Source organism: Paramaledivibacter caminithermalis DSM 15212 (genome assembly GCF_900142245.1).
Lineage (GTDB): Bacteria > Bacillota > Clostridia > Peptostreptococcales > Caminicellaceae > Paramaledivibacter > Paramaledivibacter caminithermalis.
In genome coordinates this window covers 26,719-50,580 of record NZ_FRAG01000001.1, presented here as the reverse complement: position 1 = coordinate 50,580, position 23,862 = coordinate 26,719, and the positions used below count along the sequence as shown (strand labels likewise).

Here is a 23,862-nt window from a genome sequence, read left to right as displayed (position 1 = left end):
AATGAATCCAGTATTAAAGAAGGAACTAAAGGTTAGAACAAGATCATGGAAGATGCCTATAACCATATCCTTATATTTATTGCTTTTATGTGGTTTTTTAGGATTATTAGCATCACAGATGATTTTGGGTTATAGATCTTATAGAGGAATAAGGCTAGAAGACTTAAAAGTATTATATGCTACAATTACTGTATTTCAATTAATACTTATAGCATTTATCATACCAGCTACTACATCAAGCAGTATCTGTGGAGAAAAGGAAAGAAGAACCTTTGATCTCTTACTTTGCACAAGACTTTCAAGCTTTTCAATAGTTTCTGGAAAGCTTTCTGCATCATTATCCTTTATGATAATTTTGCTTGTCGTATCAATCCCTATATTTAGTATTTTCTTTTTATTTGGGGTTATTACGCCTACAAATGTATTTTTATTATTTATATATTACCTTGTAACAGCCCTATTGTTTGGTAGTATAGGAATATTTTCGTCGGCTTTTTTTAGAAAGACTACTACATCTACTATATTTACTTATTTCTTTGTTTTGATGCTTATGTTTGGAACGGGATTTTGTTTAATTGTAGCTAGAACCTTTGCGGATAGAATAGGTATAAATAATATAAGTGATACAATTAAAGCAATTTATAATGCAGTAGTTTACATGAATCCCATGGTTGGAATAGGTGCAATATTAGAAAATCAATTTGGAGAAGGTCCAATTAGAGAAATATTGATAGATAGAAAAGCTAATGCCAATTTGCTCAGTCCTTTGTACTATAATATGGGCTTTAGCTTTATATTTTCTTTAATATTACTATTTATGACTTCTTTAAAAATAAATCCAATGAAAAAATTTGCTAATAAGGGAGAAGACAAGAAAAATAAAAAAATAGAAAGAAAAGAAATAAAAAGGATGAAAAGATAAATGCTAGATAAAAAAATAAATAATCTTTTAAAGCCTTTAAAATTAAAATATTTTTTAAAAAGAATGATTCATATAAATACTATGGCACTGATGATATGGGGAGGAGTTTCCTTTGTTTTAATGGTAGCTTCAAGGTTTTTTCCAATAACCTTTATATGGAATAAAATACTTTTGGCGTTGGGAATTTCATTGGTATCAGGATTTTTCTGGTCTTTCTGTAATAAGCCCTCCTATAAGGAAACTGCTAGATTAGTGGATTCCTTTGGGCTTAAGGAAAGAACCTTGACAGCATTGGAATTAAAGGGTGATGATAGTCTAGTGTCAAGAATTCAAAAGGAAGATACATTAAAAATCCTTGAAAAAGAAGATTATAGGTCCAAGATATCTTTAAAGCCTTCTATGAAAATATTATTGTTTTTATTAATAATTATTGTAGCCACCATTGGTATAAGTTTTATTCCTACTAAATCCTATGTACTAGCTAAGGAAAGAGAAAAAAATATAGAAAAATTAGAAGTAGAGAAGGCTAATATAGAGAAGGTAAAGGAAAAAATTAAGAAGGATGAATCATTGACATCAGAAGAGAAAAAGAAGCTGGAGGAAAAAATAGATAAGATAAAGAGAACTCTTGAAAAACCTAAAGAATTCAAGAATGCTCAGAAAGAAATAGTTAAGTTCAAGAAGGAATTAAATAAGATAAATGAAGATATAAAGCAAAGGAAGATAGATGAAATAGCTAAAAAAATTGAAGCTAAGAGCTTTACTAAGAACCTTGCTGAAAAACTAAAGAAAAGAAATTCCCATGAGGTTGCAAAGGAAATAGAAAAGATGGCTAATAAGCTTAAAAATTCGAATCAGGATGAGCTAAAAAAAATATCAAAACAATTGAAGGAGATTCAAGAGCTATTAAAGAACAATCCAGAACTTGCGAAGGCATTTAAAGAGGTTAGAGATGCTTTGGCAAAATCCATTCAGCAGGGAATGGCAAATAGTGATGCATTAAATAAGAGTCTTGAGAATTTAAATCAAAATATAAATGATATGCTTAACAATCCTCAGTTATCCAGTCAATTAAATGAGGTTATGGGCAGCATAAGTGAACTAAACAATACATTAGATGAGATATCAGGAAATAATAATGAAGTTTTAAATAATAATAATGGATCTAAAAATGAAGGAAGCGGTAATAATCAAGAAGTATGTCCTACTGGTGAACACTCTGGAGAAGGAGGTTGACAGTTCAGTGGACAGCCACCGGGAAGTGGCGGGCAAAATGGAAATGGTGGAAACGGCGGAAATCAAGGTAATAATTCTGGAGGAGCTAGAGGAAATGGAGCAGGTAGTGGAAGCACGCTGGAAAAAGAAGGTGGTGGAGGTAGTTCGGGTAATAGCAGTGGAGGACGACAAGGAAGTAATGATAAAGAGGTCGTTGATTATGAAAAGATATTTACTCCCAAAAGTCTTAATATAGATGGTGAGAAAAGCGAAGTTCACGGTAGGATGAACAAGTCTGGCCAAAAGGATATTATTAAGGTTAAAAAATTCGGTGAAGATATGGGAGAATCTATTCCATTTAGTGAGGTGTATAGGAACTATAAAAACAGTGAATATCAAAGGTTGGAAGAGGAAGAGATCCCTCCTAATATGAAGGAAATAGTTAAGAAGTATTTCATTAAGTTAGATGAATAAATTAAAAAACGTTAAATGCTGTAGGTTGAAGGTTTCAGGGTCTTCCTTTTAATAAATAAAATAGATGAAAGGGCGGTAGTTATGGGATTTAGTGAGAAGGATTTTAGGGATTTTAAGATTAAGTTTGATAGTATAAAAAGGGAAATCCAAAAAGCTATCATAGGGCAGGAGGAGCTTATTGAAAAGGTACTCATTGCTATGCTTTGTGAAGGAAATGTGCTTTTAGAAGGTGTACCAGGTCTTGGGAAAACTCAGCTGGTTAAAACTATCGGGAAGGTATTAAATCTTGATTTTTCCAGAATCCAGTTTACACCTGACCTTATGCCAGCAGATATATTAGGAACAAATATCATTGTTCATGATGAAAATGGAAGGAATAAATTTGAATTTCAGAAAGGTCCAGTATTTACAAATATTCTTTTGGCTGATGAAATAAATAGGGCGACTCCTAAAACCCAGAGTGCTATGCTTCAGTGTATGCAGGAAAAGATAGTTACTGCTGGAAATGAAACTAGAAAGCTTAACAAGCCTTTTTTTGTGTTGGCAACTCAAAATCCTATAGAAATGGAAGGAACTTATCCCCTTCCTGAAGCACAAATGGATAGATTTTTATTTAAGTTAAATGTAGAATTTCCAGGACTAAAGGAGTTAACTCAGATAGTAAACCTCACTACTAATAATCAAGAAATAGAGCTTCAAAAAATTAGCGATAAAGATATGTTTTTAAATATGATAAATATATCAAAAGAAATACCTGTGTCTAAGGCAGTTATGGAATATGCTATAAAGCTGGTATTGTATACTCATCCTGAAAATAAGGAAAGTCCTGAGATAACAAAAAAATACGTTAGGTTTGGTTCAAGTCCAAGGGGAGCACAGGCTATAATAAGGGCTGCAAAGGTAAAGGCATTGATAGAAGGAAGATTTAATGTTGCCTTTGACGATATAAAATACGTAGCCTATCCTGCACTTAGACATAGAATAATACTCAATTTTGAAGCTATAAGTGATAATGTAGATAGTGATTTTATAATAAATCAGATAATAGATAAAATTGGCTAGAGGCAATCTGTTGTTTATGAGTTGCAAACGATAAAGACATAGAAGAAAAAAGGTATAAATCTTGTGATATGTAACTTGGAACGTGGAACTGATAAGAGGTGGTATTTTGCTTGATAAAGGTTTTTTAAATAAATTAAATAGACTAAAACTTAATTATAATCTATCTATAAATAAGGGCTACGGTGGAGGAAGAAAATCCAATGCTAAGGGGTGCTCCAGTGAATTTTCAGATTTTAGAGAGTACATTCATGGTGATGATTTCAGGAAGATAGATTGGAACGCCTATGGAAGATTTGAAAAGCTGTATATAAAGGAATTTATGGAGGAAAGAGAGATACTTGTAAATATTTTTTTGGATACTTCTAAATCCATGGATTTTGGAGAACCTAAAAAGTCTTATTTCCTTAAAAATATAGCAATGGCTTTTTCATACATCAGTCTTAATAATTTAGATAGGCTAAACCTATATTATCAGGAAGGGACTGACCTTAAAGACTCTGGATATTTAAGGGGAAAAAACTCTTTAAGCAAGGTAATAGATATACTTGATAATCTACAATTTCAAAGTAAAACAGATATGTTTCCCCTTATAAATAAAAAAGCCTATGAGTCTGGAATATCAATAATAATCTCAGACCTATTTACTGATGAATTTAAGGAAACTATAAAATATCTATCATATATGAATCAGAAAATAATAGTGCTTCATTTGTTGGATAAAAAGGAATTAAAACCAGATTTAATAGGAGATTTAAGATTAATAGATTGTGAGACTATGGTAGATAATGATGTATCTATTAATCCACAGATATTAAACTCCTACGAAAAAACGCTAAAAGCTTTTATTCAAAATATAAAAGAAACTGCTAAGAAATACGGTTCAGTTTATTCATTGATTTCAAATGAATTATTAATTGAAGAAATTATATTTGAAAAACTAATAAAGGTTGGTATTCTGAGGTGATATAAATGAGTTTCTTTTCCCCGATAAATTTCTTGTTCTTACTTGGAACTATACCAATAATAATAATGTATCTATTAAAAAAGAAACACCATAATTTAGAAGTATCAAGCGTATATCTTTGGCAAAAAGCAGTTAGGGATATAGAAGCAAATACTCCATGGCAGCGTTTGAGGAAAAATATATTATTGATTTTGCAACTTTTAGCTTTTATTATGTTAGTTTTTTTCTTAGTAAAGCCATACTTAATTTCTGACATGTTAAAGGCAGATAATTTGATAATTGTTTTAGATAAATCTCTGAGTATGTCTGCTCTAGAGGATGATGAAAGCAGATTTAATAAAGCTAAAAAAGAAATAGAAGATATTTTTAAAAATTTGAAATCAGGAGCAGTTGTAACCTTTATAACAATGGGAAATAGTCCTGAAATAGTTGCAGGCAATTCAAAGGATAAATCCATTTTAATTGATAAATTAAAAGAAATACGTGTAAGCAATGAAACTGATAATCTGAATGATACCCTATCACTTATAAAAGCTATGACAAAGAATGAAGACAACTATAGGGTTATTTTTTATACAGATAAAAATATAGATGTGGATATAGATAATCTCATCCTAAAAAGAATAGGCTCACCTAAGAATAATATTGCTATAGAGACATTATCTTGTAAAAAGATTGGAGACTCTTTAGGAGCGTTAATTGATATAGTAAACTATGGAAATAGAGATGTAAAAACTGATTTAACAATCTATGCTGGAAATAAGATTTTTGATGTACATGAGATTATACTTAAAGCTAATGATAATAAAAAAGTATATATAAAAGAAATACCAAACACAAATATAGTGAAGGCAGAAATAGATGCTGAAGATGCCATAAGAGCTGATAACGTAAGATATTGTGTATTAAATGGTAGCAAGATAAAAAAGGTGCTTATGGTTACTACTGGTAATATATTTCTTGAAAAGGCTATAACACTAAATGAAAATATTGAGCTTTATAAAACTAATGAGGTATTAACGGACGTTAAGGGATATGACCTCTATATTTATGATGGAAGACTACCTTCAAGCTTACCAACCGATGGTAACATATTTATATTAAATCCTTCAAACCTTGATGGAGTTGTTAAGGTTAATAAAATGATAAAGGAAGGAATCCTCTCGGTATCAGAAGATGAACTGTTAAGATATGTAGATTTTAATATATCCATGAGTAAAGCGAAGATTCTTTCTCCTCCAGATTGGGCTAAAACCTTTATTTACTCTAATGATGAAGCTATAGGTTTTAAAGGAGTAAAGGGAAATCAAAAATTTGTTGTACTTGGATTCGATATACATGACACTGACTTGCCACTTAAGTATAGTTTTCCAATATTTATTCAAAATGTACTTGATTATACTCTAAATTTAAATATACAAAATAATACAAGTGTGCTTTGTGGACAAGGGATAGAAATAGATGTATCACCTAAAGCAAATGAGGTTTATATAGTAGATCCAAGCGAAAATAGAATGAAAATAGCACCCCCCTTTCCAGTGTCAGCTTATAATAACACAAATGAGGTAGGTGTGTATACTATAGAACAAAAAATAGAAAATGATATTTATTTAAATTATTTTGCAGTAAATGTAAATACCATTTTGGAGTCTAATATAAACCAAGCTATAGAGGACAACGATGAAGCTAGTATTGAAAAAAACATAAAGAAAAATGCAATGATAAATATAAAAAATTTTTTCTTAATTTTAGCATTACTATTTTTGGCTGCAGAATGGGTGGTGTATAATCGTGGTTATTAATTTTCAAAATCATTTTTATCTATTACTTATTCCATTACTGTGTATTTTTACCATTTACTTTAGTAGATTTAGAACTAGAACTGATTCAAGAAAAAAAACAATATTAGTTATAAGGATAATTATTTTTATATTGATAATATTTGCTTTAAGTGGAATTAATATAAAAACTGATATAGACACTACCACAACGATATTTTGTGTAGATTTATCCCAAAGCACCTCTCAAAATAAAGAGGAATTTATAGAATTTATGTCTAAAGCACTGGAGTTTGCAAAAAATAATGATAGGATTGGAGTAGTTGCCTTTGGAGAAAAAGGCGAAGTAGAAATTCCTGTAACTGAGAAACTAGAAAATACTGATTTTCAAACAAAAATCGAAAAGGGATTTACTAACATAGAAAATGCTTTAAAGCTATCAAGAGCTTTAATACCTGACGACTCTAAAAAAAGAATAGTCCTTCTTACAGATGGTAAAGAAAATATAGGCGATAGTTTAAGTGAAGGAAATTTAATAAATATAAATGATATTGAGTTAAAGATATATAAAACAGAAAACCTGTTAAGGGATGAAGTACAGCTTAAAAATATAGATATACCAAAGATTTTATATGAAAATCAGTCCTTTGATGTAATTTTAGAGATATATAGTAATGTAGCTACAAAATGCAAAATAACTTTGTTTTCTGATAATAGTATAGTAGGAGAAAAGGATGTTAAGCTTGAAAAGGGTGACAATAGATTTGTTTTTAGGGATAGAGCTTTAAAAAGTGGATTTAAATCCTATAAAGCTGTTATTGTGCCAGAAAGGGATACTTTTACTCAAAATAATTCATATTCTGCATTTACAGATATAAAGGGTAAACCCAATGTTTTACTAATTGATGGAAAGAGTAAGGGTGGTAGAGAATTTTACAAGATTTTAAGAGCAGCATCTATTAGCGTTGATTATATAGATGCCAAGGAAATTCCAAATCAGCTATCTAATCTTTTGAAGTATAAAAGTATAATTATGTGTGATGTTTCCCTTCATAATGTAGATAAGAAATTTTTAGATTCCCTGCAAATATATGTGAGAGATTATGGTGGTGGCTTAGTAGTAACTGGTGGAGAAAATAGTTATGCACTTGGAGGTTACTATAAGACGAAGCTAGAAGAAATACTTCCAGTAGATATGGAGATGAAAATAAAGGGTGAAGTTCCTAATCTTGGACTCATGCTGGTCATAGATAAATCTGGAAGTATGGAAGGTGGAGAGTTTGGAACTAGCAAAATTGAGATTGCAAAGGAAGCTGCAATAAAAGCTGTTAATTCATTAAAGCCCAATGATCAAATAGGTGTGATTACCTTTGATGATACACCTAAGTGGGTTGTAAAGCTACAGCCTAATCAAAAGGAAGATAAAATAAAGGGTGATATATCAACAATTAGAGCTGGCGGAGGAACAAGTATTATACCAGCGCTAAATGAAGCATATGATGCCTTGAAGGATACGGATACTAAACTAAAGCATGTAATACTTTTAACCGATGGACAGGCAGAAAGATATGGTTATGATGAAGTATTAGATAGAATGAAGGAGGCAGGCATAACTATTTCAACTGTTGCAGTAGGTGAAGGAGCCGATAGAAATCTATTGGAGACAGTAGCTGAAAAGGGTAAAGGAAGATATTATTATGTTGATGAATATTCTACTATACCTGAGATATTTACAAAGGAAACCTTTTTAGCTTCAAAGACATATATTAATAATAGAATATTTATTCCTAAAATAGCTTCAAATAATGAAATAGTAAGGTCCATTATTGATAAACCTATTACATTAAATGGTTATGTGAGTACTTCATCGAAGGATAGGGCAGATACAATACTTTATAGTGATAGAGATGAACCAATACTTGCATCATGGCAATACGGTCTTGGGAAAAGCGTTGCATGGACATCGGATTCAAATGGAAAATGGACCTCAGATTATTTAGGAACTGATGAAGGTATTGAGTTTTTCAAGAGAATGATTCAATCAACTTTTTATAAGAGTGGTAATGAAGAGCTATTTGTTGAGGTTGGTACAGAAGGTGATACTGCAAAAATTAGCGTTACTAGCCTTAAGGATTTAAGCAATATCTATGATACAAAAGCAACAATAATAACACCAGATATTCAAAAGCTTCAAATTGATTTAAAAGCAAAGAGCATATCGGAGTATTTTGGAGAATTTGAGGCTCTAGAAAAAGGAACATATATTATTAACATTCAGCAATTCGACAATAAAAAGCTGGTTAAATCCACAAGTGAGGCATTTACCATCAATTATTCCAAGGAATATGACATAACATCATCTTCCAATAAACTAGATGAGCTTGTAAGGAAATCAAAGGGTGAATTTATAAATAATCCTAATGAAGTATTTACTAAAAATAAAAAAAGTGTTTATGGTTATAAAGATATAACAGATATCTTAATCATAATATCCTTAATGCTTTTTATATTAGATATAGGATTAAGAAGATTAAATATTAGATTTACTGCCTTAGAGCAAGCACAGAAAAGGGTATATCAAAGTGTAAGCAGAATAAAAGAACGAAGGGGAGATTTACCTTCACAAAGAAAGAAATCATCAATGAAAAATATTAAATACGAAATTAAAGATAATGATTATGCAAGGAAGGAAAGTAAAGAAAAGATTAAGAAGGAAAAAACTAAAAAAACTGATAAACATGATGAAAATACTATAAATACAGGAAGACTGCTTCAAGCAAAAAATAAAAGAAAAAAATAAGTAAATAAGAGTCGAAAGGCTCTTATTTTAGTTTTTTTAGACTAATAATTTAAGATATTGGATAGAATATAAATAAAAAATGGTGGTCTTAAATGTTAAAGCTTTATTTAATAAGACATGGAGAAACTCAGTGGAACTGCGAAGCAAAGACGCAAGGATGTAAAAACATTGACCTTAGCAAGTTAGGTTTATTACAAGGCAGATTATTAGCAAATAAACTTAAAAAATTAAATGAAGACTATTTAAAAATATATACCAGTGATCTTGATAGGTGCTACTTAACAGCTAAAGCTGTTAGTGAAGAATTGAAGATAGATGTGGAGGTTCATAAGGATTTAAGAGAAATGTCCTTTGGTGATTGGGAGGGACTTACACTGGAGGAAATAAGGAAAGCCTATTTTAAAGAATACCTTAGATGGAGGACTGAACCTCATAAAGCTTATATTCCTAAGGGTGAAAGCTTAAAAGCTGTACAAAATAGATGCTTAAATTCTGTAAAAAAAATTATTAGAAAACATAATAATGGTTCTGTAATAATTATATCCCATGGAGTAGCAATAAAAACTATGATATTTGGATTGCTAGGTTTAGATTTAAAGCATTTTTATAGTATTAGTCTTAATAATGCTAGTTTGAATAAATTAGAATTTAGGGATTATGGTCCTGTCTTAACTAGCTTAAATGATACATGTCATTTGGATAGTAAGAATGTGTAGGTGATATAATATGAAAGAAAATAATATAAAAACATATAAAAAATTAGATGGATTCCTAAAGAAAATTTGTATACTTTCTTTTATTTTACTTATATTGACCCAGTGGTATTTAAAATATTTCAGCAGGGGATTAGAGCCTTTTTTAAGTAAACTATATGCAGATGAAGGATTGAATTTTAAAATAATCGAAATTTTACCAGAAAAAAATACAAAAGTAGAATAATGCTTATACATCTATAGAATAAGAAATTTGTAGAATTTGGATAAAAAATATAAAATATAGTAAAAATACTGTATCTACACTTGTTATAGTTACAATATTAAGTTATAATTTTCTTATATGGGTAAATAGGTTGAAGGTTGAAGGTTATTGGAACAGGATTTTAGATTATCTAAAATTTTATAAATTTCTTTTTGAACTTAGCCACCAGCCTTTTGGTGGTTTATTCTTGTATAAGGAGGAGCATTGAGTGAATTTAATAAGTATTGCAATAGATGGACCAGCGGGAGCAGGCAAAAGTACTATTGCAAAAAGAATTGCAGAAATTATGAATCTATTATATATTGATACTGGAGCTATGTATAGAGCAATTACTTTAAAATTGCTAAATAAAAATATATCATTTGCTGATAAAAAAATGATTGAAAAAATTCTTAAAAATACAAAGATACAATTCATCAATAACTGTATTTTCTTAGATGGCATTAATGTAAATGAAGAAATTAGGAAGCCTATGATAAATGAAAACGTATCAAAAATTGCTGCATTACCATTTGTTAGGGAAAGATTAGTTAAGCTGCAAAGAGATATTGCAAAAAATAATAATGTTATAATGGATGGTAGAGATATTGGGACAAGGGTTTTACCAGATGCAAAATATAAGTTTTTTTTGACAGCTTCAATCAATGAAAGAGCCAAGAGAAGATTTATGGAATTAAAAGAAAAGGGATATGATTATAGCTATGATGAAATTGTTAAGGAGATAACCAATAGAGATAAAATGGATAGTGAAAGAGCTTTTGATCCTTTGAAAAAGGCTGAAGATGCAATATTAATAGATACTACAGGAAAAGATATAGATGAAGTTATAAATATCATATTAAGTAAAATAAGAAAGATTAACTAGGAGGTTTTGACACATGAAGATATATGTTGCTCAAAACTCAGGATTTTGCTTTGGCGTTAAAAGAGCTCTTCGAAAGACCTTTGAAGCTGTTAAGCAAAAAAATAGGAAAATTTTCACTTATGGTCCCTTAATTCATAATGACCAGGTAATAAATAAGCTCAAGGAATCAGGTGTTAATTCAGTTGAAACCATCGATGATGCAAAGGATTCTACATTAATAATTAGATCCCATGGTATACCCTTAGATATATATGATAAAGCAAAATTGAATAATATTGAAATAATAGATGCTACATGTCCTTTTGTGAGAAGGGTACAGGAAATAGCTAAAGAGTATTATAATAATGGTTATAAGATAGTCATAGTTGGTAATCCAAAACATCCAGAGGTTATTGGTATAAATGGTTGGTGTGATAATACTGCTTATATTATTGAGGAATATAATCAAATTAATAAGATTGATACTACTCAAAAAATGTGCGTAGTAGCTCAAACTACTATTACATTAGAAAAATGGAATTCTATAGTAAATGAATTGAGTAAAAAGGTTAAGGAGCTTAGAGAATTTAATACGATTTGCCTAGCTACTAAGGACAGACAAGAGGCTTGTGCAGAAATAGCTAAAAAGGTAGATTTAATGATAGTTATAGGAGGTTATCATAGTTCCAATACTCAGAAATTATTTGAAATCAGCAAGAACTATTGCAATAATTCTATACATATAGAAACAGCTGATGAATTACCAATTGAATTACTTGATAAATGTGAAAAAGTTGGGATAACTGCTGGTGCTTCAACACCAGATTGGATTATAAATGATGTTGTAAAAAAAATAGAGAATAAGGGTGGCGATTAAACTATGGAGAACAACAATAATATTTTTAATGAATTGTTGGAGCAAGATGAAAAATTATTTACAATTCCAAGACGTGGCAATATTATTAAAGGAAAAGTGGTTCAAGTAACTGACCAAGAAATAGTTGTAAACATTGGATATAAATCTGATGGTATTATTCCTTTAAACGAATTTTCAAATAATCTTGAGGTCAATCCCAAGGATATTATAAAAGAAGGCGATGAAATAGATGTATATGTGCTAAAGTCTGATGATGGTGAAGGTAATGTTGTATTGTCTAAGAAAAGAGTTGACGCTATAAAAGATTGGGAAAATTTAGAAAAGTCATATAATGATGAGAAAATTGTGACTATAAAGACTGGAGAAGTTGTAAAAGGTGGTATTATTGCTTATTTTAATGAATTGCGTGGTTTTATTCCTGCATCTCAAATATCTAATGAATATGTTGAAAATTTAAATGAATACTCTAATAAAGAACTTGAAGTAAAAGTAATTGATATTGATAGAAAGAGAAATAAAGCCATTTTTTCTCACAGGAAAGTATTAGAAGAAAAGTTAGAGGGAAAGAAAAAAGAATTTTGGAATAATTTAGAAAAAGATATAGTTATTAAGGGTGAAGTAACGAGAATAACAAATTTTGGTGCTTTTGTGGACCTAGGAGGAGTTGATGGACTTATACATATTTCTGAGATGTCTTGGGGAAGAATAAAGCATCCTGCTGAAATATTAAATATTGGTGATATTGTAGAAGTATATGTAAAAGAATTTGATAAAGAAAAGGGTAAAATATCACTAAGCTTAAAACAAGTTAAAGAAAATCCTTGGGAAAGAATAGAAGATAAATATAGCTTAGGAGATATTGTTGAAGGTAAAATAGTAAGTTTAGTAGATTTTGGAGCCTTTGTAGAACTTGAAGAAGGAGTAGAGGGGCTTGTACATATTTCTCAAATTTCTGAAAATAGAATAGCTAAACCATCTGAAGTTTTAGAAGAGGGGCAGACTGTAAAGGTGAAAATTTTAGATATAGATATGGAAAATAAAAAAATAAGTTTATCTATAAAAGAGGCACAAGCTACAAAGGATATCGAAGATTATTTAAAGGAAGCTGAAAATGAAGAGACATCAACAATCGGTGATATTATAAAATCTAAAGAAGATTAATAATAGAATAATAAGATTCTCAGAAAGAATGTATAAATTTCTGAGAATTTTTAATTTGTTTGATTATGCTAGTTTTCTATTGCAGGAGTTTTTAATATTCTTTTAAATAATCTCGGATAATTTCTCTTTCTTTGGAAACAATAATAATATCCTCACTAAACATTATGGAGACCCCCTTATATTTCTCCTTTACCGTGTTTCACACGGTATTTTTTTGCCTATTAGCTATTAATAACCCAAGCTACATCATTCTATAATACAATTTCATCTTTGGCTCTTAAAGTAGCAATATACTGTTCACTATCAATACTCCAATGTATGCCTGATTGTTTCATTCTTTGATGAATCACTATTTTATTCGCACTTTCTATAGCTACATTACCTATGTATAATAACCTTTTTCTTTATATTCTTTGTAATTTATTTTATGAAATAAATGAATTATAAAGAATAAAAGCAAACTACCTAGATTTTGTACAAACAAAATCATAGTATTTTAATAAATTTACCATAAAACAGAACGGAGTAGACTTGATAAATTTTTTAACTTTACTCTTTTTTTACAATTTTAAATTTAAACAAAATATGATAAAATTATAACCATAAAAACTTGAAAAAAAATCAAAAAAAGGAATTTGATTACTTTTAGGCAAAGTATTATAATTGATTATAACCAATTGTGATGGTTTAAATGGACATCAATGTATTGAGCCAAATAATCCACAAGAAAGCCCTTATACACGACATGAACTGTACCACTTTTAAAAGTATTGTGTTATCGTTTTATTTTGTATATGGAGGTTAATACAATGTATTTTAAAAAAGGGGCTTTACTTGATAAGCAATATTTATCCATATTATTTATATTACTCACATACTTTATATTTGTTGCTTGTGATGTTAACGAAGTTGAGTATAGTTATACCCAATACTAAAGTCCCGTGAAGAAATGTGGAAGGATATACTTAATAGGTATAAGATTGAATCAATGGGAAGTTTAACTATATCTGAAATTCTATTTAGTGTTCGATAGTAAAGCAAGCTTCGAAAGCTTTTTATAAAAAGTATTACCCCAAATACCATAGTGACGTATGTTTCTAAATCTTAAGGAAAGAACATGAAGTAAAAATCTATGCAATTAAACATAAGCTTGAATTATGAGATAAATATGTTAGAATTATTTATATTACATAATATTTATATCACAGTTAAAGTGAGGGCTGAATATGGTAGGATATGAAAAATTTAAAGAACAGATATTAAGGAAAACAGGAATTAACTTAACATGTTATAAAGAAAGACAAATGAAAAGACGGATAGAATCTTTAGTAAAAAGGAATAATTTCAATAGCTATGATGATTATTTTAAGGCTATTAATAAGGATAGAAACCTTTATAACGAATTTGTAAATTATCTTACTATTAACGTATCAGAATTTTTTAGAAACCCAGAACAATGGAAGGTTTTAAAAGATGAAATAATTCCTAATCTATTAAAGAATAATGGCAATAAAAGATTAAAAATATGGAGTGCTGCATGCTCTACAGGTGAAGAACCTTATTCTGTCGTAATGACACTAAGTGAGTTTTTTGATTTAAAGAATATTGAGGTTATAGCAACTGATATTGATAAAGAAGCTATAAATAAAGCTAATATAGGGGTTTACTCTTCAAAAAGTATAGAGAACACACCAGAGAAGTTCAAAAGAAAATATTTTACAAAAACTGGAAATATCTATAAAATAAGTGAAGATATTAAAAAATGTGTTAAATTTAGTAAGCATGATCTTTTAAAAGATAAATATCCAAGTAATTGTGATTTAATAATCTGTAGAAATGTTCTAATATATTTTACAGAGGAAGCAAAGGAAAAAATATATACATCTTTTAATAATGCTTTAAAAAATAATGGAGTGTTATTTGTTGGAAGTACAGAACAAATAATATTACCCAATAGGTATAATTTTAAAGCTATAAAAACTTTTTTTTATGGAAAAATGTAGAAGATTATGATTTTTACTTATATCAATTTGTATTAAATATTAAAAGAACTATTTGCATCAACTGTGCAAATAGTTCTTTTAATATTATTAGAGGAAGTTGCATAATATATCTAAAGAATTTTGGAGTAGAAAATATAGTAAAGACAATCAAGAAAGTTATCTACATATTGTATTTCAAAATTATTAGTGTTAATTATGCAAGTTTCTTAATAAAATAAAAATACTATCATATTTTGTTATCCAATATATATTTTTGTTGGCAACTTGCAAAATATGAACGAAATTGCTATCAAAAAACTTATTAAGATAAAAGGATTTCAGGGGTTTTAAAAGAATACATTAATAAAAGTATAAATAGGGGTGGGGATATGAGTGATATTAATAAAAGCTATAGTATATCTGAAGCAAGTGAGCTCATTGGGTTTGCAAATCATGTTTTAAGATTTTATGAAAAGGAGTTTGAACTAGAAATACCTAGGAATAAATCAGGGCATAGATATTATACATATATTGAGATTGAAAAATTTTTATACATTAAGACTTTAAAAGAAAGAGGCTTATCTAATAAACAAATTAAAACTATTATTAATTCACCAGAAGAAATAATGGAGATGGAAGAGATTGCAGTTACTACCTTAGGAAATAATGCTAAGGTTTCAGACAATATAGTGCCTATTAATAATACAAATAATACAGAAGTAGCCATGCAGGCAGATTTTTCAAAATATCTATTTAAAATAGAAAAGCTTTTGGAAGAGAAACTGGATGATAATTTAAAAAATCTTAGCAGTATTCTAGTACAGGAATTAGAATCTACTTTAAATAATTTTGATGGAAAATACAAAAATGAAGACAAAGATGCTTTAATATCTGAGAATGCTAGATTAAAGATGAAATTAAAAGAAAAATCCTATGAAACTGCAATGCTAAGAGAAAAATTAAAAAAACTTCAAAATAAAAAAACATCTTTTTTTAAGAGAATTTTTAGTGATACAAATAATGGGGTTTAATATATGAAAGTATATTAAACCTTTTTTTCTTTTTTCACACAAATATAATTGTATACAATTGACAAAGGTGAATACATGTATTATAATATAAATATAAACAATACATCGGAGGAGGAATTAATATGAAAAATCATAATAAAAATAGAGTAAATAATACTAAAAGAAAATGTGGCATGATAACATGTATACACTGTGTTTGCAATTCATGTACAGTTGAGAAATGTGATTTCTATGAGAGAACATATAGACAAGAACATTAGAAAAAAGCGCTAAAGGCGCTTTTTTATATTAAAGGTTATTAGGAGCAAGCAAGAGTGAAATTCTGGGGCTTGTTTTAGGAATTAATAAGAATAGCCATAGAATTTGCAGCTTATAATATAAAACTTGCAACTCAAAATACCCGTGAGATAATTCTCATAGGTATTTCAATCCAAGTATCTTAATACAATATACTGTTTTTATTTCAAAATTATTATATATTTACTTCTATTAATGATTTTTAAAAATTTCCCTGCTTAGGTAGAAATATAGAATCTTTAACCTAGGCTTCGATATTTAATTTTAACTAAAGGAATCTATCTCTTTTTTGGATATTTTTCTAATGCAACCTTTAATATGTTCATAGCTTTTATTAGATCGTTTTCATTCAATATATATGCTAATTTAACTTCGTCTTTACCTAAACCAGGAGTCGCATAGAAGCCTTCAGCTGGAGCAAGCATTACAGTCTCATTATCCAAATCAAATTTTTTAAGCAGCCATATAACAAATTCTTCTGCATCTACAACAGGAAGCTTAGCAATAACATAAAAGGCTCCAGTAGGTTTTTTACATATAACCCTAGGCACTTCATTTAATGCTTCAAAAACTATATCTCTTCTCTTTTGGTATTCAGCATGAACACTGGCAAAATAATCTTGAGGTACTGAATATAATTCCACCTGTAATAAAATATTGAATTCGTAATTATAATATCATAATTTCAGAATAATATTTGTTTAAATTGTTTGTAAATTATCACCAAAAAATTTTAAAGATAAAAAAGCACATAATTATAAAAAGTAAGATTAGATTATATTACAAGCCTATGAAAAGAGGAAATAAAATATCTAATAAATATAGTAACATATTTATTGATAATCTACAATTTATGGTATAATTAATGTAATATTTCTATTATAAGTATGAGGTGATAAAGTGAGACTAATACCATTGTCCGTAGTAAGAGAAGGAGTATACTTAGCACAAACATTATACAATTCTGATGGTAAGGCTCTGTTAATGAAAGGTACGAAATTATCAAATAGATATATTAATAAAATTAAGGAACATGGGTTTTATTCTATATATATTTTTGACCAATATAGTGAACAGGAATTAGAAGATATAATAAAGCCACAAGTTAGAAGAAAAGCTATAAATACTATATCGTCAATATATAATGATTTCATTATTCCCGATGATAATAATACAAATGAATTTAGGAAGAAAAGAATTGCGAAAGAAAGACAATCAAGCTTTGAAGAAATTCAAAAAATGGCCAAGCTTATAGTGGATGATATATTTTCTCAGCCTAAATTGTTGATCAGTTTGGTTGATATTAAAAGTCTTGATACTTATACATATAATCATAGTGTAAATGTTGGAATTCTAGCCCTTACAATAGGCATTTCCTATGGATTAAATAGGAATGATCTATACGACTTGACCCTTGGATGCATGCTACATGACGTTGGGAAAATATTTATACCAAGTGAAATATTAAATAAACCAGATAAATTGACTGATGAAGAATTTAATGTTATAAAAGAACATTGTGAAAAAGGATTTGCTTATTTAAGAGAAAACACTGACTTAGGACCAAAGGTAAGAATCATTTCACTTCAGCATCAAGAAAGATTTGATGGTTCTGGGTATCCCCAAGGATTAAAGGGAGATGAGATAAATATCTTATCTCAGATTGCATCTGTAGCTGATGTATATGATGCTCTAACATCAGATCGACCATATAGAAAAGCATTATCTCCCCATGAAGCTGTTGAGTACCTCATGGGATCTGGAGGTAGGTATTTTAATATGGATTTAGTAAAAAGCTTTCTCCAAAGAATAATTCCTTTTCCAGTAGGGACAGTTGTAAAACTTAGCAATGGTTTTATCGGAACAGTTGAAAAGATACATTCTGATATGCTATTAAGACCAGTTATAAAGGTTTTTAGATATAATGATGAAAACATCACAGCTTTTTTATGTGATCTAGCTAAAGAAAAAAATATAGTTATAAAAAATATAGTATATGATGTATAACTTTCATTGGTAGATAATGTAATGCGGCGAGAAAAAAGGTATCTGCCGATGTTTTTTAGTTGCGAGGTACATGTTCTAGGATGCAAATACTAGGGTATTTCTATTAAGTTTTACTATGTAAATCCTATAATATTTTATTTTACTCTATTTTAGATATACAATTTTTTGCAAAAAAGTTTAAGTTCCTAGACAATGAAAAAGCTGAAGGAATTTAGGTTTATAAATAACAATTAAAAATGAAAGGTTTAATGCCCTTTCATTTTTAATTGTAAAATAAGGGAGAATTAAATCAATGAAAATATTAAAGAGGGGTTACAAAAGAAAACATATCTCGACTAATTTCTATCTTTTACCCAATTATATTTCTTTTGCCAAATAATTGTAAGAAACCTTAGAACTAATTGGTAATAGGACTTTTGACTTATTCCTTCATGCAATAAACCTGTTTTTTTATGAATGGAAATCCAAAATAGAGAATTAAAAGTAACATGATTCTAACAATATAGATATTCCAGTAAAACAATTAATTTATACAAATCAAAAATTCTTAAAATCTTTGGATATTTTGATATGTATAAATTAAGTTTTATTATGGGAAATCTATATAGTTGTATAAGTCTAATAAATTAATATAGAAATTGTGGTATAATAATCAATATTACAAAATTAAATATATAGTATTAGGAGGAGGAATCATGTAGCTATGAGAGTGAAGGGAATTTCATTAAGAGTAAAAATTGCAGCTATATCCTTAATATGTATGCTAGTATCTCTTTTAATAGTAGCATCAATATCAGGCAGTATATTCAAAAAACATATGAAAAATCAAGCTGAAAGCCATTTGTTTCTTGTTGTAAATGAGATAGGCAAGAAAATAGAAGCTAATGATAGTGCCGTAAAAAGTATTGAAGCTCAATTTGAGAATAATATTAGATTTGTTGCTAAAACCCTATCGGAAAGTAGAGACTTATCAAATGATTATCTAAAAAGAATTGCAGAAAAAACAGGAGTCTCTGAAATAAACATTGCAAATGCAGATAGAGAAATCATATATTCAAACCTAGAGGGCAATTTGGGGTGGGTCTATCCAGAAAGCCATAGTGCATACCCTATATTTACAGGTCAAAAGGAAGAAATTATTGAAAAGGTAAGAAGAAGTGAAACAGATGATTATTACTATAAATATGGAGCCATTGCCCTTGAAGATGGAGGAATAATTCAAATCGGAATAAGGGCAGAGGAAATAATGAAGGCAGTTGAAGCCTTTGACAAACAAAAGCTTATTGAAGAATTAGGACAAGATGAAAACATAGTATATGCCATGATAGTAGATAGGAATCTAAAAGCAATATGCCATAGTGACAAGGAAAAAATAGGTATGAAGCTAAGTGATGAAGGGAGTAAGCTTGCTGCAGTAGAAGGAAAACAATATTCTGATAAAATATTTTATAAAGAAGCAAATGCTAATATCTTAGATATAGCTATACCCCTTTTTGAGAATGAAAAACATGTAGGGGCTTTAAAAGTAGGTATATCTCTTGAAGGCATACAAGCTGGTATTAGTGAAATTATAAAAAGTTCAATATACATATTAGTGATATGTTTCATAGTTGCTGGATTATTTATCATATTGCTTTTAGGTAATATAAATAAACCTTTGAAAACACTTACAGAATATGCAAAGGTTTTATCTGAAGGAGATTTGACTAGACAGGTCAATATTAAAAATAGTGATGAAATTGGTATATTGGCTAAAGCATTTAACACAATAGGTGTTAATCTAAAGAACTTAGTTGAAGAAGCAATGCATAGTTCAAAGCAGTTAGGTGAGAATAGTGAAAACCTTTCATTTACTACTCAAGAAGTTTTAGCTCAAGCTCAAAACATGAGTGCAACTACCGAGGAAATTGCAGCGGGAATGGAAGAAAATAATGCTTCTGTTGAGGAAGTAACTGCTTCATTTGAAGAAATTGCTAGGGCTACAAGAGAGCTTGCAAAGAGGGCAGAAGAAGGCAATACAATAGCTATAGAAATAGACAAAAGAGCCCAGGAAATGAAAGAAAATGCTATGAGGTCTAGAAAAATCACTGATGATATGTATGAAGAGAGGCATAATAAGATAATCAAGGCTCTAGAAAAGAGTAAGGTAGTTGTAGAAATAGAAAAAATGTCAAATATAATATCTCAAATAGCAGAACAAATAAATCTTTTATCCTTAAATGCTGCAATAGAAGCTGCTAGGGCAGGAGAGCAAGGAAGAGGCTTTGCCGTTGTAGCAGAAGAAATTAGAAAGCTTGCTGAAGAATCTTCAAATACAGTATCAAGTGTTAAACCCATTATTGATGAAGTACAAGGAGCTGTAAGGGAGCTATCTGAAAATGCTGAAGGTATTTTGGAGTTTATAGACGATAAAATAAGTTCTGATTATGATTTATTGGAAAATACTGGAGATCAATATATGAAGGATTCCGAGGTTATAAGTAGCTTAGTGTCAAATTTTGCAGCAACAACAGAAGAAATATCTGCTTCAATGGATGAGATAAGTACAAATATTGAAGCTATAAATACTACTATTGAAGAATCTGCCTCAGGGACAAATGAAATTGCAAGCAATATTACACAAATAACAACAGCAATTCAGGATATAGCAAAAATTGCTGAAAGTCAATTGAAATCGGCTAATAAAATAAATGCAATCATAAACGAATTTAAGGTATAAAAGGTGTTGAATTATGATAGAAATTAATATTCCTTATTATAAAAAAGTAAATATTGAGAACATAGTTTTTGATTACAATGGAACGTTGGCTGTAGATGGAAGGTTAATTGATGGACTGAAAGAAAAACTATGCTTTATTTCCAAATTGGTTAAAGTATATATTATTACTGCTGATACCTTTGGAACTGTTAAGGAAAACTTTAGGGATATAGATGTAGAAGTTAAAATAATAACTAAGGAAAATGGCACCATGGATAAGTTGAACTTTATTAAGGAATTAGGTTCTGATAGGACAATAGCAGTAGGGAATGGAAATAATGATCAATTGATGCTTAAAGAAAGTGTTATAGGATTCTGTATATTAGGAGATGAAGGGCTTTCTACTAAAGCCCTTCTATCAAGCGATGTAGTATTAAAAGATATAAAGGATTTCTTTGATATTATAATAAATCAGAAAAGGATAATTGCTACCCTTAGGAAATGATATTAAAGTGGGGAAATTGCATGTTTCTATTTAAGTAATAGAGAGCAAATGAGAAATATTACCATACATAAAGATATAGACATAGCTAGCTCCTGTAAGTTAATGGGGGCTTTTTTTCTTTTTATAATAGATTTTTTTATAGTAAAATGATAATATGTAAATAGCTTAGAATGATAATAGCCTATGTAGGAAAAACTATATAGATATTCAAGTAAAGTAAAACAGTTAATTTATATACATCAAAAATCCTTAAAAACTCTGGATATTTTGATATGTTTTGATATGTATAAATTAAGTTTTACTATAGGAAATCTATATTATTGATGAGTTTAAGATAGATATGGAGGATCAAGATGAGTAAGAAAAAATATTTAATAAAAACCTATGGTTGTCAGATGAACGAACACGACTCTGAGAAGTTAGCAGGAATGCTTGTTGATATGGACTATATAGAGTGTGAGGATAAGGACGATGCAGATTTAATAATATTCAATACCTGTTGTGTCAGGGAAAATGCAGAACTCAAGGTATACGGGAATTTAGGACAACTGAAACATCTTAAAAGAAGAAATCCAGATATGATTATTGCTATTTGTGGTTGCATGATGCAGCAGGCCCATGTGGTTGAAGAGATAAAGAAAAAATATCCCTTTGTAGACCTTATATTTGGCACCCATAATCTTCATAATTTCCCAGTATTATTATCAAACTGTAAACAAGCTGATAATATGCTTGTTGAAGTATGGGATAGGGAGGGAGAAATTGTAGAAGGATTACCAAGCATCAGAAAATATGGACTAAAGGCTTTTGTTAATATAATGTATGGTTGCAATAATTTCTGTACCTATTGCATAGTACCTTATACTAGAGGAAGAGAGAGAAGTAGAGAGCCTAAGGATATCATTGATGAAGTTAAAGATTTGGTGGAAAAGGGTACTAAGGAAATAACATTGTTGGGGCAAAATGTAAATTCATATGGTAAGACCTTAGAAGAAAAGATGGATTTTGCAGATTTACTTTATAAGGTAAATGAGGTAGAAGGTCTAGAAAGAATAAGATTTATGACATCCCATCCTAAGGATATTTCCAAGAAGCTAATTGAAGCTATTAGAGATTGTGATAAAGTTTGCGAACATATACATCTTCCAGTTCAGGCTGGAGGAAATAACGTCCTAAAAACTATGAATAGAAAGTATACTAAGGAGCAGTATTTAAAATTAATAGAGGATATTAGGAAGGTGATTCCTGGTATAAGCATTACAACTGATATTATTGTAGGTTTTCCTGGTGAAACGGATGAGGATTTTGAGCATACTTTAGATTTAGTTAAAAGAGTAAAATATGATAATGCATTTACTTTCATATATTCTATTAGAAAAGGTACACCCGCAGCTGAGATGGAAAATCAAGTACCAGATAATGTGAAGCATGATAGATTTAACAGATTACTAGAAGTATTGCATCCAGGTATTAAAGAAAGAAATTTTGAACTGAAAGATAAGATAGTAGAGGTATTAGTTGAGGGAGAAAGTAAGAATGATGAAAACATATTGATGGGTAGAACAAGAACAAATAAAGTTGTGAATTTTAGTGGCCCAAAGGACTTAATAGGAAGGCTTTGTTATGTAAAGATTACAGAGCCAAAGAACTTTTCATTATATGGAGAACTCGTAGAAAAGTAGGTGAAGTATGTATGGAACCAATAGATATAGCAAAAAAATTAGGGGAAACAATATCTGTTTCAAAGGAATATATTAGGCTAATGCAGGCGGAAAAATCCTACAAGGCAAATAATGAAGCTATAAATCTTATTAAAAAATTCAAGAAAACTCAGCATATATTAGAATCAACTGTTAATCGTAATATAGATGCAACGAAAATTAGGAAAGAGCTGACTGCTTTATTTAACGAAATTCAAAATAACAGATTGATAAAAGAATTAAATGATGCTTTAAATGAGTTTTTAATTCTTAAACAAAGGGTTTATGAGAGTATAGAAGAGCCTATAAAAATTGACAAAGAAATACTATCATTAAATAATAGATGTAAAGGTAATTGTGGAGGTTGTAAAAAGTAGACTTACCACACTAAACGCTTTTTTAGGGCCCATGACTTATTCATGGGTCTAATTATGTTAAAATAAAGGTTTACGCCTTTATTTTTATGTTATAATAAATAAATGAAAAGATATTGGCAACAGCCTATTTTGAACTGCTTTAAAGTAATTAACTTATATTTTATATTTTGTACATGTATAAATTAAAGTC

Annotated in this window: 23 protein-coding genes; 21 read left to right on the top strand and 2 right to left on the bottom strand. The window is 29.3% G+C overall.

Going from position 1 to position 23,862, the window contains the following annotated elements; translation table 11 throughout:
• The first annotated feature begins 1 nt into the window (after position 1).
• The 13 genes from BUB36_RS00225 (at position 2) to rpsA (ending at position 13,075) form a co-directional block, all read left to right on the top strand.
• Entirely contained in the window at positions 2–922 is a 921-nt protein-coding gene (locus tag BUB36_RS00225) for an ABC transporter permease (RefSeq protein WP_242655693.1), read from the top strand.
• Complete coding sequence (locus BUB36_RS00220; RefSeq protein WP_073146281.1) at positions 923–2,158, top strand: hypothetical protein; 1,236 nt, start codon at positions 923–925, stop codon at positions 2,156–2,158. It begins immediately after the preceding gene.
• Complete coding sequence (locus BUB36_RS00215; protein WP_131821198.1) at positions 2,094–2,393, top strand: hypothetical protein; 300 nt, start codon at positions 2,094–2,096, stop codon at positions 2,391–2,393. The genes BUB36_RS00220 and BUB36_RS00215 overlap by 65 nt, the downstream gene beginning before the upstream one ends.
• Before the next feature lie 29 nt (positions 2,394–2,422).
• Positions 2,423–2,611 carry a hypothetical protein gene (locus BUB36_RS00210; protein WP_073146277.1) on the top strand — a complete coding sequence of 63 codons (189 nt, stop codon included), beginning with the start codon at positions 2,423–2,425 and terminating at the stop codon, positions 2,609–2,611.
• Positions 2,612–2,692: 81 nt separating this feature from the next.
• Positions 2,693–3,673, top strand: a complete 981-nt coding sequence (locus BUB36_RS00205) for an AAA family ATPase (RefSeq protein WP_073146275.1) — start codon at positions 2,693–2,695, stop codon at positions 3,671–3,673.
• Between the two features lie 106 nt (positions 3,674–3,779).
• A complete protein-coding gene (locus BUB36_RS00200) occupies positions 3,780–4,637 on the top strand; it encodes a DUF58 domain-containing protein (protein WP_165613003.1) in 858 nt (285 codons plus the stop codon).
• Positions 4,638–4,642: 5 nt separating this feature from the next.
• Positions 4,643–6,439, top strand: coding sequence for a vWA domain-containing protein (locus tag BUB36_RS00195; RefSeq protein WP_073146274.1), 1,797 nt, complete (start codon positions 4,643–4,645; stop codon positions 6,437–6,439).
• Positions 6,429–9,215, top strand: coding sequence for a VWA domain-containing protein (locus BUB36_RS00190; RefSeq protein WP_073146272.1), 2,787 nt, complete (start codon positions 6,429–6,431; stop codon positions 9,213–9,215). Before BUB36_RS00195 ends, BUB36_RS00190 begins: the two co-directional genes overlap by 11 nt.
• Positions 9,216–9,307: 92 nt before the next feature.
• Positions 9,308–9,931, top strand: a complete 624-nt coding sequence (locus BUB36_RS00185; protein ID WP_073146270.1) for a histidine phosphatase family protein — start codon at positions 9,308–9,310, stop codon at positions 9,929–9,931.
• Positions 9,932–9,941: 10 nt separating this feature from the next.
• Positions 9,942–10,154, top strand: coding sequence for a DUF5359 family protein (locus tag BUB36_RS00180; protein WP_073146268.1), 213 nt, complete (start codon positions 9,942–9,944; stop codon positions 10,152–10,154).
• Between the two features lie 247 nt (positions 10,155–10,401).
• Positions 10,402–11,058 (top strand): (d)CMP kinase, encoded by a 657-nt coding sequence (cmk, locus tag BUB36_RS00175; RefSeq protein WP_073146266.1) that lies wholly within the window; start codon positions 10,402–10,404, stop codon positions 11,056–11,058.
• 13 nt (positions 11,059–11,071) lie between these two features.
• A complete protein-coding gene (locus BUB36_RS00170) occupies positions 11,072–11,914 on the top strand; it encodes a 4-hydroxy-3-methylbut-2-enyl diphosphate reductase (protein ID WP_073146264.1) in 843 nt (280 codons plus the stop codon).
• A 3-nt stretch (positions 11,915–11,917) separates the two neighbouring features.
• On the top strand, positions 11,918–13,075 hold the full coding sequence (gene rpsA / locus BUB36_RS00165) for a 30S ribosomal protein S1 (protein ID WP_073146263.1): 1,158 nt from the start codon (positions 11,918–11,920) through the stop codon (positions 13,073–13,075).
• Between the two features lie 1,015 nt (positions 13,076–14,090).
• On the opposite strand, the gene BUB36_RS20600 is transcribed toward rpsA, so the two are convergent.
• Positions 14,091–14,213, bottom strand: a complete 123-nt coding sequence (locus BUB36_RS20600) for a transposase (RefSeq protein ID WP_408633759.1) — start codon at positions 14,211–14,213, stop codon at positions 14,091–14,093.
• Positions 14,214–14,301: 88 nt separating this feature from the next.
• On the opposite strand from BUB36_RS20600, the gene BUB36_RS00160 reads away from it, so the two are divergent.
• The 3 genes from BUB36_RS00160 to BUB36_RS19520 all read left to right on the top strand — a co-directional run bounded on the left by BUB36_RS00160 (position 14,302) and on the right by BUB36_RS19520 (position 16,348).
• Positions 14,302–15,078, top strand: a complete 777-nt coding sequence (locus BUB36_RS00160) for a CheR family methyltransferase (protein WP_073146261.1) — start codon at positions 14,302–14,304, stop codon at positions 15,076–15,078.
• Positions 15,079–15,446: 368 nt separating this feature from the next.
• On the top strand, positions 15,447–16,088 hold the full coding sequence (locus BUB36_RS00155; protein ID WP_073146259.1) for a MerR family transcriptional regulator: 642 nt from the start codon (positions 15,447–15,449) through the stop codon (positions 16,086–16,088).
• A 122-nt stretch (positions 16,089–16,210) separates the two neighbouring features.
• On the top strand, positions 16,211–16,348 hold the full coding sequence (locus BUB36_RS19520; RefSeq protein WP_165613002.1) for a hypothetical protein: 138 nt from the start codon (positions 16,211–16,213) through the stop codon (positions 16,346–16,348).
• A 315-nt stretch (positions 16,349–16,663) separates the two neighbouring features.
• Here the strand turns inward: BUB36_RS19520 and BUB36_RS00150 are convergent, their stop codons facing one another.
• Positions 16,664–17,029 carry a hypothetical protein gene (locus tag BUB36_RS00150; RefSeq protein WP_073146258.1) on the bottom strand — a complete coding sequence of 122 codons (366 nt, stop codon included), beginning with the start codon at positions 17,027–17,029 and terminating at the stop codon, positions 16,664–16,666.
• Positions 17,030–17,285: 256 nt separating this feature from the next.
• On the opposite strand from BUB36_RS00150, the gene BUB36_RS00145 reads away from it, so the two are divergent.
• The 5 genes from BUB36_RS00145 to BUB36_RS00125 all read left to right on the top strand — a co-directional run bounded on the left by BUB36_RS00145 (position 17,286) and on the right by BUB36_RS00125 (position 23,672).
• A complete protein-coding gene (locus BUB36_RS00145; RefSeq protein WP_073146256.1) occupies positions 17,286–18,392 on the top strand; it encodes an HD-GYP domain-containing protein in 1,107 nt (368 codons plus the stop codon).
• Between the two features lie 703 nt (positions 18,393–19,095).
• Entirely contained in the window at positions 19,096–21,111 is a 2,016-nt protein-coding gene (locus BUB36_RS00140; protein WP_073146254.1) for a methyl-accepting chemotaxis protein, read from the top strand.
• Between the two features lie 13 nt (positions 21,112–21,124).
• Positions 21,125–21,595: an HAD family hydrolase gene (locus BUB36_RS00135; RefSeq protein WP_073146253.1), complete on the top strand. Its 471-nt coding sequence runs from the start codon at positions 21,125–21,127 to the stop codon at positions 21,593–21,595.
• 353 nt (positions 21,596–21,948) lie between these two features.
• Positions 21,949–23,277 carry a tRNA (N6-isopentenyl adenosine(37)-C2)-methylthiotransferase MiaB gene (gene miaB, locus BUB36_RS00130; RefSeq protein ID WP_073146251.1) on the top strand — a complete coding sequence of 443 codons (1,329 nt, stop codon included), beginning with the start codon at positions 21,949–21,951 and terminating at the stop codon, positions 23,275–23,277.
• A gap of 11 nt (positions 23,278–23,288) precedes the next feature.
• On the top strand, positions 23,289–23,672 hold the full coding sequence (locus tag BUB36_RS00125) for a YlbF family regulator (protein WP_073146249.1): 384 nt from the start codon (positions 23,289–23,291) through the stop codon (positions 23,670–23,672).
• Positions 23,673–23,862 lie beyond the last annotated feature (190 nt).

Coding starts and splice junctions, on each gene's coding strand:
- BUB36_RS00225 (WP_242655693.1), top strand. CDS start 2: ATGAATCCAGTATTAAAGAAGGAACTAAAGGTTAGAACAAGATCATGG.
- BUB36_RS00220 (WP_073146281.1), top strand. CDS start 923: ATGCTAGATAAAAAAATAAATAATCTTTTAAAGCCTTTAAAATTAAAA.
- BUB36_RS00215 (WP_131821198.1), top strand. CDS start 2,094: ATGAAGGAAGCGGTAATAATCAAGAAGTATGTCCTACTGGTGAACACT.
- BUB36_RS00210 (WP_073146277.1), top strand. CDS start 2,423: ATGAACAAGTCTGGCCAAAAGGATATTATTAAGGTTAAAAAATTCGGT.
- BUB36_RS00205 (WP_073146275.1), top strand. CDS start 2,693: ATGGGATTTAGTGAGAAGGATTTTAGGGATTTTAAGATTAAGTTTGAT.
- BUB36_RS00195 (WP_073146274.1), top strand. CDS start 4,643: ATGAGTTTCTTTTCCCCGATAAATTTCTTGTTCTTACTTGGAACTATA.
- BUB36_RS00185 (WP_073146270.1), top strand. CDS start 9,308: ATGTTAAAGCTTTATTTAATAAGACATGGAGAAACTCAGTGGAACTGC.
- BUB36_RS00180 (WP_073146268.1), top strand. CDS start 9,942: ATGAAAGAAAATAATATAAAAACATATAAAAAATTAGATGGATTCCTA.
- BUB36_RS00170 (WP_073146264.1), top strand. CDS start 11,072: ATGAAGATATATGTTGCTCAAAACTCAGGATTTTGCTTTGGCGTTAAA.
- rpsA (WP_073146263.1), top strand. CDS start 11,918: ATGGAGAACAACAATAATATTTTTAATGAATTGTTGGAGCAAGATGAA.
- BUB36_RS00160 (WP_073146261.1), top strand. CDS start 14,302: ATGGTAGGATATGAAAAATTTAAAGAACAGATATTAAGGAAAACAGGA.
- BUB36_RS00155 (WP_073146259.1), top strand. CDS start 15,447: ATGAGTGATATTAATAAAAGCTATAGTATATCTGAAGCAAGTGAGCTC.
- BUB36_RS19520 (WP_165613002.1), top strand. CDS start 16,211: ATGAAAAATCATAATAAAAATAGAGTAAATAATACTAAAAGAAAATGT.
- BUB36_RS00140 (WP_073146254.1), top strand. CDS start 19,096: ATGAGAGTGAAGGGAATTTCATTAAGAGTAAAAATTGCAGCTATATCC.
- BUB36_RS00135 (WP_073146253.1), top strand. CDS start 21,125: ATGATAGAAATTAATATTCCTTATTATAAAAAAGTAAATATTGAGAAC.
- miaB (WP_073146251.1), top strand. CDS start 21,949: ATGAGTAAGAAAAAATATTTAATAAAAACCTATGGTTGTCAGATGAAC.
- BUB36_RS00125 (WP_073146249.1), top strand. CDS start 23,289: ATGGAACCAATAGATATAGCAAAAAAATTAGGGGAAACAATATCTGTT.